The sequence below is a fragment of the Proluteimonas luteida genome, assembly GCF_021191695.1.
In the GTDB taxonomy this organism is placed as follows: Bacteria; Pseudomonadota; Gammaproteobacteria; order Xanthomonadales; family Xanthomonadaceae; genus Luteimonas; species Luteimonas luteida.
The window spans coordinates 110,702-122,992 of the sequence record NZ_JAIWPT010000003.1 but is presented as its reverse complement, the minus strand read 5'-3'; the positions used below and the strand labels follow the sequence as shown (position 1 = coordinate 122,992).

Here is a 12,291-nt window from a genome sequence, read left to right as displayed (position 1 = left end):
AAATTGCCCACATGTCGTGAGAATTCTCATAACCCATTGATTTACAAAGCTCCGCGGTGCCAGAAAACCATTCCCCTCCGTATGCTGAACACAGGGAAACCGCGCTGCCACGCGGTTCGCGCGGATGGGCGCTGTCGGGCCTCGAACCGCATGCGGAACGAGGCCGCGCGCGGGAAGCGCGCAGCCGCACATCCCGAACCGGAATCCGAGGGCGAGAGAGGTGGGAGATTGGGAGCCGCCTGCCGCCCGACTGCGGGCGGTTCCGTCCTCTGCCTCAGTGCGCGTCAGCCGACGTATCGACGCGCGTTGCGGAACATCCGCAGCCACGGGCTGTCGTCCGGCCAGTCGGCCGGTGCCCAGCTGAGATTGACCGTGCGCGGCGTGCGCTCGGGATGCGGCATCAGGATGCTGACGCGGCCGTCGTCGGTGCACAGGCCGGCGATGGCGTCCTCCGAGCCGTTGGGGTTGGCCGGATACGTCGTCGCCACGCCATCGCCATCGACATAGCGCAGCGTCGCCCGCGCCGCGGCGCGCTCGGCCGCAGCGTCGAACGCCACCCGGCCTTCGCCGTGCGCGACCGCCACCGGGATCCGCGAGCCGGCCATGCCGGCGAAGAACAGCGACGGCGAGTCGAGCACTTCCAGCAGGCCCAGGCGCGCCTCGAACTGCTCGCTGCGGTTGCGCAGGAAGCGCGGCCAGTGCTGCGCCCCGGGAATGATCGCCTTGAGCTGCGACAGCATCTGGCAGCCGTTGCAGACGCCGAGCGCGAAGCTGTCGCCGCGGTCGAAGAACGCGGCGAACATGTCGCGCAGTTGGTGACGTTCGAGGATCGACGTCGCCCAGCCGCGCCCCGCACCGAGCACGTCGCCGTAGCTGAAGCCGCCACAGGCGACGAGGCCCTGCATCGTCGCCAGATCCGCGCGGCCGGCGATCAGGTCGCTCATGTGCACGTCGATCGCGTCGAAGCCGGCGCGGTCGAACGCGGCGGCCATCTCGATCTGGCCGTTGACGCCCTGCTCGCGCAGGACCGCGATGCGCGGACGCACGCCGGTACCGATGCACGGTGCATCGACGGCCTCGGCCGGGTCGAACGTCAGCTTCGGCTTCAGGCCCGGCGCGTCGAAGCGGCGCGCATGCGCGTGCTCCTCGTCGGCGCACCGTGGCTCGTCGCGCAGCCCCTGCATCGCATGCGTCACCGACCACCAGGCATCGAACAGCGCCTCCCAGCGCCATTCGGCAAGGACGTCGTCGCCATCGAGCACGCGGATCGCGGCCGATGCGTTCGGCCGCGCGATGCGCTGCGCGCATTCGATCAGGCCATGCCGCTCGACCAGGTCGGCGAATTCGGCGCGGTCCTCCGCGGCGATCTGCACCACCGCGCCCAGTTCCTCGGAGAACAGCGTGCGCAGCGCATCCTGGCTGCGGTCCGCGCCCCAGCCGTCGAGGTCGATGTCCATGCCGGTGTGCGAGCAGAACGCCATCTCGCACAGCGTCGCGAAGGCGCCGCCGTCGGAGCGGTCGTGATAGGCGAGCAGCAACCCGGCCGCGCGTGCCTCGCGCATCAGCTCGAAGAAGGATTTCAGACGCGTCGCGTCGTCGACATCCGGGCACGCCCCGCCGAATCCGTCGAAACACTGCGCCAGCACCGAGCCGCCGAGGCGCTGCTTGCCGGCGCCCAGGCCGATCAGCCACAGCTCGGTACCGGGCGCGCGCGACAGCAGCGGCGTCAGCTGCCGGCGCACGTCGTCGACCGGCGCGAACGCGGTGATGATCGGCGAGACTGGAGACACGACCTTGTGCGTGGTGCGATCCGCGATGACCGACTGCGCGGTCGTTGAGAGCCGGGATTCGTGATTCGCGGAAGCAGCTTCGCCGGCGCCCGCAGCGTCCTGTTTTTCCCGAGTCCCGGCTTCCCCCACCCACTGCGTCTGCATCGACAGCGAGTCCTTGCCGACCGGGATCGCCAGGTCCAGCGCCGGGCACAGCTCCATCGCCACCGCGCGCACCGCGTCGAACAGGCGCGCGTCCTCGCCGGGGTGCCCGGCCGCGGCCATCCAGTTCGCCGACAGCTTGACCCGGTCCAGGCTCTCGACCGGCGCGGCGCACAGGTTGGTCACCGCCTCGCCGACCGCCATGCGCGCGGCGGCGGCGGCATCTAGCAGGGCCAGCGGCGTGCGTTCGCCGATCGCCATCGCCTCGCCGGTGAACCCGTCGAAGCCCGACAGCGTGATCGCGCAGTCGGCGACCGGCAGTTGCCACGGCCCGACCATCTGGTCGCGCGCGGTCAAACCACCGACGCTGCGGTCGCCGATGGTGACCAGGAACTGCTTGGCGGCCACGGTCGGATGGGCCAGCACGCGCAGGCCGGCCTCGTGCAGGTCGACGAGCCGGCTGTTGAGTGCGGGCCAGCGCGTGGGCGCCAGCCGGTTGGTGTCGCGGTGCATCTTCGGCGGCTTGCCGAACAGCACGTCCATCGGGAGATCGATCGACCAGTCGTGCGCCACGCTGCGGTCGGCGACGGCCGCCGGGGTGGCGCCGAAACCGACGGTGAGGTGCTCGTCGGCCGTGGCGATGCCGACCACCGCGAACGGGCAGCGCTCGCGCGCGCACAGCGCGGTGAACTCGGCGACGCGGTCCTGCGGGATGCCGAGGACGTAACGCTCCTGCGATTCGTTGCACCACAGCTGCATCGGCGACAGCGAGGGATCGTCGCTGGGCACCTTGTCGAGGTCGATGACGCCGCCGACGCCGGAGTCGTGCAGCAGTTCCGGAATCGCGTTCGACAGGCCGCCGGCGCCGACGTCGTGGATCGACAGGATCGGGTTGCGTTCGCCGAGCGCCACGCAGCGGTCGATGACCTCCTGGCAGCGCCGCTCCATCTCCGGGTTGTCGCGCTGCACCGAGGCGAAATCGAGATCCTCGGCGCTGTCGCCGGACGCGACCGAGCTCGCCGCGCCGCCACCCAGGCCGATCAGCATCGCCGGGCCGCCGAGCACGACGACCGCATCGCCACCGGACAGCCGCAGCTTCTCGACCATCGGCCGGTCGACGGCGCCGAGGCCGCCGGCCAGCATGATCGGCTTGTCGTATCCGCGCACCAGCCCCTCGGACTCCGCCAGCTCGAAGCTGCGGAAGTAGCCGAGCAGGTTCGGGCGGCCGAACTCGTTGTTGAACGCGGCCGCGCCGATCGGCCCGTCGAGCATGATCTCCAGTGCCGAGGCCATGCGCGGATTCAGCGCGCGCGGCGCCGCCGGATCGGCATCCTCCCAGGGCTGCGGCAATGTCGGAATGCGCAGGTGCGAGACGCTGAAGCCGGCCAGTCCCGCCTTGGGCTTGCCGCCGCGGCCGGTCGCGCCCTCGTCGCGGATCTCGCCGCCGGCCCCGGTGCTGGCGCCGGCATACGGCGAGATCGCGGTCGGATGGTTGTGGGTCTCGACCTTGATGCAGAACGCGCTGTCGGCCAGCGGCTCGCTGCGGTAGGTCAGCGACACCGGGTCGGGCCGGAAGCGCTGCGTCGCGTAGCCTTCGACCACCGCGGCGTTGTCGCTGTAGGCCGACAGCGTGTGTTCGGGCGTCTGCGCATGGGTGTGGCGGATCATGCCGAACAGCGATTGCGCACGGCCGTTGACCTGCATGTCCTCGCCGTCGATGGTCCACGAGGCGTTGAAGATCTTGTGCCGGCAGTGCTCGGAGTTGGCCTGCGCGAACATCATCAGCTCGACGTCGGACGGGTCGCGCCCCAGCGCCGCGAAGCGCGTGCGCAGATAGTCGATCTCGTCGTCGGCAAGCGCCAGGCCCAGGCGCGCGTTCGCGGCCTCCAGCTGGTCGAGCGGGATGCGCTCGAGCCGGCCGCGCTGCGGCACCGCGAACAGCGCATCGGCCGCGTCGACGTCGTCGAGCAGCGACTGGGTCATCGGGTCGTGCAGCAGCTTCGACACCGCCGCCTGCGTCGCCGCCGCCTGCGGCCAGCCCCGCAGGTCGATGCGCAGGCCGCGCTCGACGCGCTTCACCGGCAGGCCGGCCCCGCGCAGCAGTTCGGTGGACTTGCTGGCCCAGGGCGAGATGGTGCCCAGCCGCGACGAGACGTAGCGCGAGACCGCGCCATCGGCGCGTGCCGGCGCCGGCCCCGCGCCGACCTCCAGGATGCGGCGCAGCGTGGCGTCGTCCGGAGTCTGTCCGGGCTCGGCCTCGACGAAGTAGACATGCCATGCGCCGCACAGCCGCAGCGCGGGCGCAACCGATTGCAGGCGCGATTCAAGCCGTTCGCGGCGGAACGGCGACAGGGCCGGCTGGCCCTCGAGGACGATCATGTCCGGGAAACCCGAATTTCAGGGCTCGCTATTGTAGCCAAAGCGCGCCGCCGCGCCCGGCCCCGGTCAGCGGGTTTCGCCGCCGGCTTCCGCCTCGGTGGCCAGGCGCTGCAGCGCGGCCAGCAGCTGGTCCGGCGGCATGTAGCCCGGCATCTGGGTGCCGTCCTCGGCAACGATCATCGGTGTCCCGGTCAGGCCGACGCGCTGGCCCAGCGCGTAGTGCGCGGCGACCGGGTTGTCGCAGGTCTTCGGCGGCACCCGGCGACCGGACTTGGCGTCGGTCAGCGCCTTGCGGCGGTCGTCGGCGCACCACACCGATTCCATCAGGCGGAAGTCGTCGGTGTCGGGTCCCATGCGCGGATAGGCCAGGTATTCGATCGCGATGCCGCGGCGGTTGTACTCGGCGATGTCGTCGTGCAGCCGGCGGCAGTAGCCGCATTCGACGTCGGTGAACACCGCGACGGTATAGAGCGGGTCCTCGGGCGCGAACACGATGCGCTGCTCCTCGGGCACTTCGGCCAGCAGCGTCCTGCGCAGCTGGGCCAGCCCGGCCTGGCCCAGGTCGCGCTTCTCCTGCGCGTCGAACAGGCTGCCCTGCATCACGTAGCGGCCATCGTCGCTGACGTACAGCACCTGGCCGGCCACGATCACCTCCTGGAAGCCCGGCAGCGGCGCATCGGCGATGCTCTCGATGACGACCCGCGGGTTGATCGACAGGATCGCGTTGCGGGCATTGGCGGCCGGCGACCCCGTCGGCGCGTTCAGCGCCGCGGCCTGGCCGGCGCTCGCAGCTGCGGCGACCGCGGTGGTGGCGTTGCCGTCATCGACCTCGCTGGCGCTCTGGGCGCAGGCGGAAAGGCTGAACGCGCCGAGCAGCGCAAGTGCGTATCGCTTCATCAGGGGCGGGATTCGATGCGGAAACATTCCGGAACTGTGCATTTTGGCATGAAGGGGGCGGCCGGGCCGACCTGGCGGTCGTTCCGGCGGGGACTGTGTTCATCGGCAGGGCCGATCCGGGGCCTGGCTGGCCGGCGGCAGTTGATGCCCGGAAGCACCGGATTCGCCTGAAGCCGGATGACCGTAGGAGCGCCCCATGGGCGCGACACGTCCTGCCCGGCTGGCCGCCCCGCGCAGCGCGCGGCGCGGGGCGTTCGCCGACGCGCGAGACTCGGCGTCGACGCGCTATCGGAAGCGAACTTCGGCGCTCGCCCGGCCCCGCGAAGCACGCGGGGCGTTCGGCGCACCCGCGCGGCAATGCCGCCTCGAAGTCCGGGAATGACGATGCCATCCGTGGCGCAACATCCCGCGCGCTGAACGTCCTGCCCGGCTGGCCGGCCCCGCGCAGCGCGCGGGGCGTTCGCCGACGCGCGAGACTCGGCGTCGACGCGCTATCGGAAGCGATCTTCGGCGCTCGCCCGGCCCCGCGAAGCACGCGGGGCGTTCGGCGCACCCGCGCGGCAATGCCGCGCAAACGGGTGCGCCTCACCCCCTCGGGTGGTGGGTGGCGTGGAGGCGCTTGAGCTGTTCGCGGGCGACAAGGGTGTAGATCTGCGTGGTCGACAGCGAGCTGTGGCCGAGCAGCATCTGCAGCGCGCGCAGGTCGGCGCCATGGTTGAGCAGGTGGGTCGCGAAGCTGTGGCGCAGGCCGTGCGGGCTGATCCGGGCGGGGTCGATGCCGGCGGCCGCCGCATGGCGCTTCACCAGCGCCCAGAACTGCTGGCGGGTCGGTGGCTGCTGGCGGGTGCCGACGAACAGGGTCGGCACGCTTCTCCCCCCGGCGAGCGCCGGGCGCGCCTCGTGCAGGTAGCGGGCGACCCAGTGCTGGGCCTCGTCGCCCATCGGCACCAGCCGCTCCTTGCTGCCCTTGCCGGTCACCCGCAACACGCCCTGGCGCAGGTTGACCCCGTTGGCGGGCAGGTCGGTCAGTTCACTGACGCGCAGGCCGCAGGCGTACATCAGCTCCAGCATCGTGCGGTCGCGCAGCCCCTCCGGCGTGGACACGTCGGGTGCGGCCAGCAGGGCGTCGATCTCCGACTCGCCCAGCGCCTTGGGCACCGAGCGCGGCAGCTTCGGCGGGTCCAGCAGCGCGGTCGGATCGTCGCCGCGTGCCTGCGTGCGCAGGCGGTGGGCGAAGAACGCCCGCAAGGCCGACAACAGGCGCGCATTGCTGCGCGAGGACCAGCCGTGTCGCGTACGCCAGGCCAGATAGTCGAACAGCCCGGCACGGTCGGCGTGGACGACGCCGCCGTCGCGGCCGTCGCGCCAGCGCGCCAGGCCTTCCAGATCGCGCCGGTAGGCGTCGTTCGTCTGCTGCGCGCTGCCGGTCTCGGCCCAGAAGGCGTCGAGGAATCCCTCGATCGCCGCGCGGTCGTCGTCGCGCAGCGGCGGCAACGACTGCGCGAGCGCACGGCGCTGTGCTGGCGTGGTGGCGGACATCGCCGGCCAGCTTAGCCCAGCCCCGCTGCCGCTATGCTGTGGCGATGCCTGAACCGCATCGACGTCCGCCGCCTGCCGCCCGTCCGCCCGCGTGGATCGGGCGACGCCTGCTGGCCCTGTTCTACGACCTGTGGCCGGTGCTGGCGCTGTGGCTGCTGCTGTCGGCCTTGTTCACCATCGGCTACACCGTGCTGGGACGCCACGACCCGCACGAGAACATCCCGCCGCTCGGTCTGCTGCAGTGGCTGTTGTGGCTGTGCTGCTGGCTGGTCGCCGGCGGCTATGCGGTGGCCAGCTGGCGCCACGGCGGGCAGACGCTGGGCATGCGTCCCTGGCGCATCCGCGTGCGCGCGGTCGACGGGGGGCGGCCCGCCGTCGGCGCACTGTGGCTGCGCTATGCCGTCGGCACACTGTCGCTGCTGTGCGGCGGGCTGGGGTTCTGGTGGGCGTGGATCGACCGCGACCGCCTGAGCTGGCACGACCGCGCGAGCGGGACGCGGCTGGTGCGGGATCCGGGGCCTGCGAAGAGTAGCGGGTAGGCCTGGGTCGGATGCGGTCCTTGGTGGGATCAAGGGCGCGCGCGGCTCGGGGTCGAGGTGTTATCGGCAGGTTGTTCCTGCGGCTTCCGGCCCGGTCAAGCACGCCGGGCGTTCATCGCCACGCGAGCCAGTGGCTCGCAAGCCGTGGCGCCTCACCCAGCCCGGCGAAGCACGCGGGCGTTCGGCGCACCCGCGCGGCAATGCCGCGCAAACGGGTCATGAGGCGCGCGCGGCTCAAGGTCGATGTGTTACCGGACGTGCATTCCGGCGCTCGTCCGGCCCGGCGAAGCACGCCGGGCGTTCGGCGCACCCGCGCGACAGTGCCGCGCAAGCGGGTCATCGGGTACGCGCGGCTCGGGGTCGATTTGCTATCGGACGTGCATTCCGGCGCTCGTCCGGCCCGGCGAAGCACGCCGGGCGTTCGGCGCACCCGCGCGGCAGTGCCGCGCAAGCGGGTCATCGGGCGCGCGCGGCTCGGGGTCGATTTGCTATCGGACGTGCATTTCGGCGCTCGTCCGGCCCCGCGAAGCACGCGGGGCGTTCGGCGCACCCGCGCGGCAGTGCCGCGCAAGCGGGTGCGCCTCACCCACTCCGTCGTCGGAACAGGGACCAGGAGATGACCAGCATCACCGCCGGCGGGATCAGGTAGGCCAGCCGGTAGTCGAGGCGGTAGACCGCGGCCAGCTTGACGATCTGGGTCTGCGCCAGCCAGAAGCCGAGCGCGAACACGATGCCGATGAACAGGCGCATGCCGGCGCTGCCGCTGCGCAGCGATCCGAACGCGAACGGAATCGCGGCCAGACACAGGGCGAGGACGTTCAACGGATAGAACCAGCGCCCCCAGTAGTGTTCCTCGAACTCGGTGGCGTCGAGCTGGTTGCGGTGCCGGTACTCGATGCCGGCGCGCAGGTCGCTGGCGGTCATGTACCGCGGCCGCCACAGGTTGCTGGCGCTGGCGGCGAGCGTCGAGGCATCGAGTTGCGAGGCCCAGTGCTCCTCCAGCGCCTCGGTGCGGGTCACCGCGCGCGGTTCGAACCAGGTCCGCTGCACGTCGCGCAGCGTCCAGCCCTCGGCGCCGTGCTCGGCGGTCTGCGCATGCGCGACCGATTCCAGGCGGCCGTCGCCGGCGAACTCGAACAGGCGCACGTCGTGCAGTTCGATCGCGTCGCGTCCGCCGCCGGGCCGCTCCTGCCCGCTCTGCGCGTACAGGAACGTATCGCCCTCGCGCGCCCACAGGCCGGAATAACGTCCGACGATCATGTTGCTGGAGCGTGCCGCCGACTTCATCGTATCGGCGCTGCGCTGGGCCATCGGCCCGAGCGTCTCGCCGTTGACGATCATCAGGCCGGTCAGCAGCAGCAGCGGCAGGGCGACCGAAATGCTGATCCGCGTGCGCGACAGGCCCAGCGCGCGCATCGCGATCAGTTCCGACGTGGCCGCCAGCTGCCCCAGTCCCATTAGCGAGCCGATGACCGCCGCGGTCGGGAACATCGTGTACGCGCGCCTGGGCAGCGTCTGCAGGATGTAGGCGATGGCCGACATGTAGGTGTAGTCGCCCTGGCCGACGGCGCTGATCTCGTTGACGCCGGCCATCAGCGCATCCAGGCCGACCAGCACCACCCAGACGGCCAGCACCGAGACCAGCACGACGCGGGCGACGTAGAGATCGTGGATCCGGACAATCGGCTTCATCGGGTGCGCTTCCAGACCGGCGCGGCGACCCGGCCATCGGTGAAATACAGCCACAGGCCGGCGGCCAGCAGCGGCAGCACCAGCCACCACAGCCCCAGCACCACCGGAATGCGGCCCTCGGCCACCCAGTCGGTGCCCAGCAGCATCAGGTTCATGCCCAGCACATAGGCCAGGAAACCCAGCATCATCCGGCCGTAGCGCGCCTGCCGCGGCGGGCTGCGCGCCAGCGGCACCGCCAGCAGCGCGAACGCCAGCGCCAGCAGCGGCGGCGCCAGGCGGAAATGCAGTTGCGCACGCGCCTCGGGCCGTCCGTCGCCGAGCAGGGCCAGCGTGGTCATGGTGTCGGGGTCGTCGGCGCGCCCGCTGCCGTCGGCCGACGGCAGGCGCAGCTCGTTGCTGGCATAGCGCATCAGCCTGAAATCCAGCCCGGCGTCCATCGGTCCCTCGACCCGGAAGCCGTCGTCGAGCCGCAGGAAGCGCTCGGTGCCCTCGATGCTCAGTTCGCCGCCCAGCGCGGTGGTGATGTCCATGCGCCCCTCGTCCTGGCGATAGACGAACACCCGGCCCAGCCGGCTGCCGTCGTCGGACATCGCGTTGACGTAGACCACGCCGCCGCCGCCGGGGAACTCGACGAAACGCCCGGGCTCCAGCCCGGCGACCAGCAGGCTGCGCTGGCCGACCTCGATCATCTTCTGCGAGTAGTCGCGCGCCCACGGCCCGGCCCACAGCGAGCACACGCCGATGAGCACGACCATCGGCCCGACCACCAGCAGCAGCGGCCGCAGCAGCCGGCGCGGGCCGACGCCGGTGGCGGTCAGCACCGGCATCTCCGAGTCGCGGTAGAGCCGGCCGAACGCCAGCATCAGCCCCAGCATCAGCCCCAGTGGCAGGATCAGCGGCAGGTAGTTGATGACCTGCAGGCCCAGCTGCGCCAGCATCAGCGTCGCCGGCACCCGGCCGCGGGCGATGTCGCCCAGCACGTCGGCGAACACGCCGCCGAGGCTGACGATCATCAGGATGACCAGCGCCGCGAACGTGGCCTGCGCGAGTTCGCGGAACAGATATCGGTCGAGCTTCGGCATCGGGCGCTTTGCTTTAGACTTGGGGATTCGTCCAGCAGCGCCCACACGGCGCATCTGCGGCGGCGGCCGGGTCTTTCGTCCGCCGCGCACTGGACCGTGAAGTGTACCGATCACCCCATGGAATCTGGTTGATGACCCTCGAATTCTCCCTGAACCGCGATCAGCCCACCGCCCTGGCGACCGACTGCGTCGTCGTGGGCATCTTCGCCGACGGTGCGCTGGAAGGCGCCGCGCAGGCGATCGACACCGCCAGCGGCGGCAGGCTGGCCGCGCTGGCGCAGCGCGGCGACCTGTCCGGCAAGCCCGGCAGGACCACCCTGCTGCACGACCTGCCCGGCGTCGCCGCGCCGCGCGTGCTGGCCATCGGCCTGGGCGAGCGCGCCAAGTTCGGCGTGTCCGGCTACCTGAAGGCGGTCGCCGATGCGGTGCGCGCGCTGCAGGACGGCACCGCGAAGTCGGTCGCGCTGACCCTGCCCGAGCTCGAAGTCGCCGGCCGCGATGCCGCGTGGAAGATCCGCCAGGCGGTGATCGCCGCCGACCACGCCGCCTACCGCTACACCGCGACGCTGGGCGCGAAGAACAAGAAGCGCGAGGCCGCCGGCCTGGCATCGGTCGCGGTCTGCGGCGACGACGACACCGCGCTGGCCCAGGGCAAGGCGATCGCCGCCGGGGTCAAGTTCGCGCGCGAACTCGGCAACCTGCCACCCAACATCTGCAACCCGGCGTATCTGGCCGAGCAGGCGCAGACCTTCGCCGCACGCTTCGACAAGGCCTCGTGCGAAGTGCTCGACGAGGCGCAGATGGAAGCGCTCGGCATGGGCTCGCTGCTCGCGGTCGCGCGCGGCTCGGCCAACCGCCCGAAGCTCGTGGTGCTGAGCTGGCGCAACGGCGGCGACGCCAGGCCCTACGTGCTGGTCGGCAAGGGCATCACCTTCGACACCGGCGGCGTCAACCTCAAGACCCAGGGCGGCATCGAGGAGATGAAGTTCGACATGTGCGGCGCGGCGACGGTCATGGGCACGTTCGTGTCCGCGGTCGGCCTGGACCTGCCGATCAACCTGCACGTGGTGGTACCGGCCGTGGAGAACGCGATCGACGGCAACAGCTACCGTCCGTCGGACGTCATCACCAGCATGTCGGGCAAGACCATCGAGGTCGGCAACACCGACGCCGAGGGCCGCCTGATCCTGTGCGACGCGCTGACCTATGCCGAACGCTTCGAGCCGGCCGCGCTGCTCGACGTCGCCACGCTGACCGGCGCCTGCATGGTCGCGCTGGGCAGCCAGGCCACCGGCCTGATGAGCAAGCACGACGACCTGGCCGACGAACTGCTGGCCGCCGGCGAGCAGGTGTTCGACCGCGCCTGGCGCCTGCCGCTGTGGGACGAGTACCAGTCGATGCTCGACTCCAACTTCGCCGACGTCTACAACATCGGCGGCCGCTGGGGCGGCGCGATCACCGCCGGCTGCTTCCTGTCGCGCTTCACCGAGAACCAGCGCTGGGCGCACCTGGACATCGCCGGCAGCGCCAGCGGCAGCGGCAAGATGGCCTATGCCACGGGGCGTCCGGTGGGGCTGCTGTCGCAGTGGCTGCTCGACCGCGCCACCGGCGCGGCCGACGTGATTGGTGATTCGTAAGTGGTGATTGGTAAAAGCGGTCGAGCCTCCGGCCGCTGAATACCCGCCTTTTCGAATCACCAATCACGAATCACGTCCATGCGCGCCGACTTCTACCTGATCGCCAAGCCGCGCTTCCGCGAGGAACCGCTGCGGCTGGTGTGCGAACTGGTCCGCAAGGCTTACGCGGCCGACCTGTGGACGCTGGTGCTCGCGCGCGACGGCGCGCAGGCCGAAGCGCTCGACGACCTGCTGTGGGACATGGGCGAGGATGCCTATATCCCGCACCAGATCGCCGGCACGGACGAGGAGGACGACGTCACCCCGGTATTGATCGCCACGCCCGACTTCGACGCGCCGATGCGCCCGCTGGTGATCAACCTGCGCGACGCCGCCGTCGCCGGCGGTTTCGAGCGCGTGCTGGAGGTGGTGCCGGCCGACGCGTCCGCGCGCGAGCCGCTCCGCGAACGCTGGAAACAGTACAAGGCCGCCGGCCTGGAAGTGAACAAGTACGACATGTGAACACCCCCTCTCCCGCGTGCGGGAGAGGGCTGGGGTGCGGGCGCGCTTCGCGAGAGTTGCGTGCCCAGGCTCCCGGGAAACCCCTCATCCGCCC

At 71.2% G+C, this 12,291-nt stretch carries 8 protein-coding genes; 3 read left to right on the top strand and 5 right to left on the bottom strand.

The window, feature by feature from the left end; all coding sequences use genetic code 11:
- Positions 1 to 284 precede the first annotated feature (284 nt).
- The 3 genes from purL to xerD form a co-directional block, all read right to left on the bottom strand.
- Positions 285 to 4,310, bottom strand: a complete 4,026-nt coding sequence (purL, locus tag LDO26_RS04035; RefSeq protein ID WP_232129797.1) for a phosphoribosylformylglycinamidine synthase — start codon at positions 4,308 to 4,310, stop codon at positions 285 to 287.
- A 66-nt stretch (positions 4,311 to 4,376) separates the two neighbouring features.
- Positions 4,377 to 5,207, bottom strand: coding sequence for a DsbC family protein (locus LDO26_RS04030; protein WP_232129796.1), 831 nt, complete (start codon positions 5,205 to 5,207; stop codon positions 4,377 to 4,379).
- A 585-nt stretch (positions 5,208 to 5,792) separates the two neighbouring features.
- Complete coding sequence (gene xerD / locus LDO26_RS04025; RefSeq protein ID WP_232129795.1) at positions 5,793 to 6,746, bottom strand: site-specific tyrosine recombinase XerD; 954 nt, start codon at positions 6,744 to 6,746, stop codon at positions 5,793 to 5,795.
- 44 nt (positions 6,747 to 6,790) lie between these two features.
- Here xerD and LDO26_RS04020 point away from each other — a divergent pair, with 44 nt between their 5' ends.
- On the top strand, positions 6,791 to 7,285 hold the full coding sequence (locus LDO26_RS04020) for an RDD family protein (protein WP_232129794.1): 495 nt from the start codon (positions 6,791 to 6,793) through the stop codon (positions 7,283 to 7,285).
- A 582-nt stretch (positions 7,286 to 7,867) separates the two neighbouring features.
- Here the strand turns inward: LDO26_RS04020 and lptG are convergent.
- Both lptG and lptF read right to left on the bottom strand, forming a co-directional pair.
- Complete coding sequence (lptG, locus tag LDO26_RS04015; protein ID WP_232129793.1) at positions 7,868 to 8,977, bottom strand: LPS export ABC transporter permease LptG; 1,110 nt, start codon at positions 8,975 to 8,977, stop codon at positions 7,868 to 7,870.
- The gene (gene lptF, locus LDO26_RS04010) at positions 8,974 to 10,059 is read right to left on the bottom strand and encodes an LPS export ABC transporter permease LptF (RefSeq protein WP_232129792.1); all 1,086 of its coding nucleotides are present in this window, start codon (positions 10,057 to 10,059) and stop codon (positions 8,974 to 8,976) included. Before lptF ends, lptG begins: the two co-directional genes overlap by 4 nt.
- 131 nt (positions 10,060 to 10,190) lie before the next feature.
- Between lptF and LDO26_RS04005 the strand changes: the two genes are divergently transcribed.
- Together LDO26_RS04005 and LDO26_RS04000 are read left to right on the top strand one after the other, a co-directional pair.
- Complete coding sequence (locus LDO26_RS04005; RefSeq protein ID WP_232129791.1) at positions 10,191 to 11,696, top strand: leucyl aminopeptidase; 1,506 nt, start codon at positions 10,191 to 10,193, stop codon at positions 11,694 to 11,696.
- 78 nt (positions 11,697 to 11,774) lie between these two features.
- The gene (locus LDO26_RS04000) at positions 11,775 to 12,197 is read left to right on the top strand and encodes a DNA polymerase III subunit chi (protein WP_232129790.1); all 423 of its coding nucleotides are present in this window, start codon (positions 11,775 to 11,777) and stop codon (positions 12,195 to 12,197) included.
- Positions 12,198 to 12,291 lie beyond the last annotated feature (94 nt).

Bases quoted from the DNA above. Each gene is read 5' to 3' on its own strand.
- LDO26_RS04005 (WP_232129791.1), top strand. From the start codon at position 10,191: ATGACCCTCGAATTCTCCCTGAACCGCGATCAGCCCACCGCCCTGGCG.
- lptF (WP_232129792.1), bottom strand. From the start codon at position 10,059: ATGCCGAAGCTCGACCGATATCTGTTCCGCGAACTCGCGCAGGCCACG.
- LDO26_RS04000 (WP_232129790.1), top strand. From the start codon at position 11,775: ATGCGCGCCGACTTCTACCTGATCGCCAAGCCGCGCTTCCGCGAGGAA.
- LDO26_RS04030 (WP_232129796.1), bottom strand. From the start codon at position 5,207: ATGAAGCGATACGCACTTGCGCTGCTCGGCGCGTTCAGCCTTTCCGCC.
- purL (WP_232129797.1), bottom strand. From the start codon at position 4,310: ATGATCGTCCTCGAGGGCCAGCCGGCCCTGTCGCCGTTCCGCCGCGAA.
- xerD (WP_232129795.1), bottom strand. From the start codon at position 6,746: ATGTCCGCCACCACGCCAGCACAGCGCCGTGCGCTCGCGCAGTCGTTG.
- lptG (WP_232129793.1), bottom strand. From the start codon at position 8,977: ATGAAGCCGATTGTCCGGATCCACGATCTCTACGTCGCCCGCGTCGTG.
- LDO26_RS04020 (WP_232129794.1), top strand. From the start codon at position 6,791: ATGCCTGAACCGCATCGACGTCCGCCGCCTGCCGCCCGTCCGCCCGCG.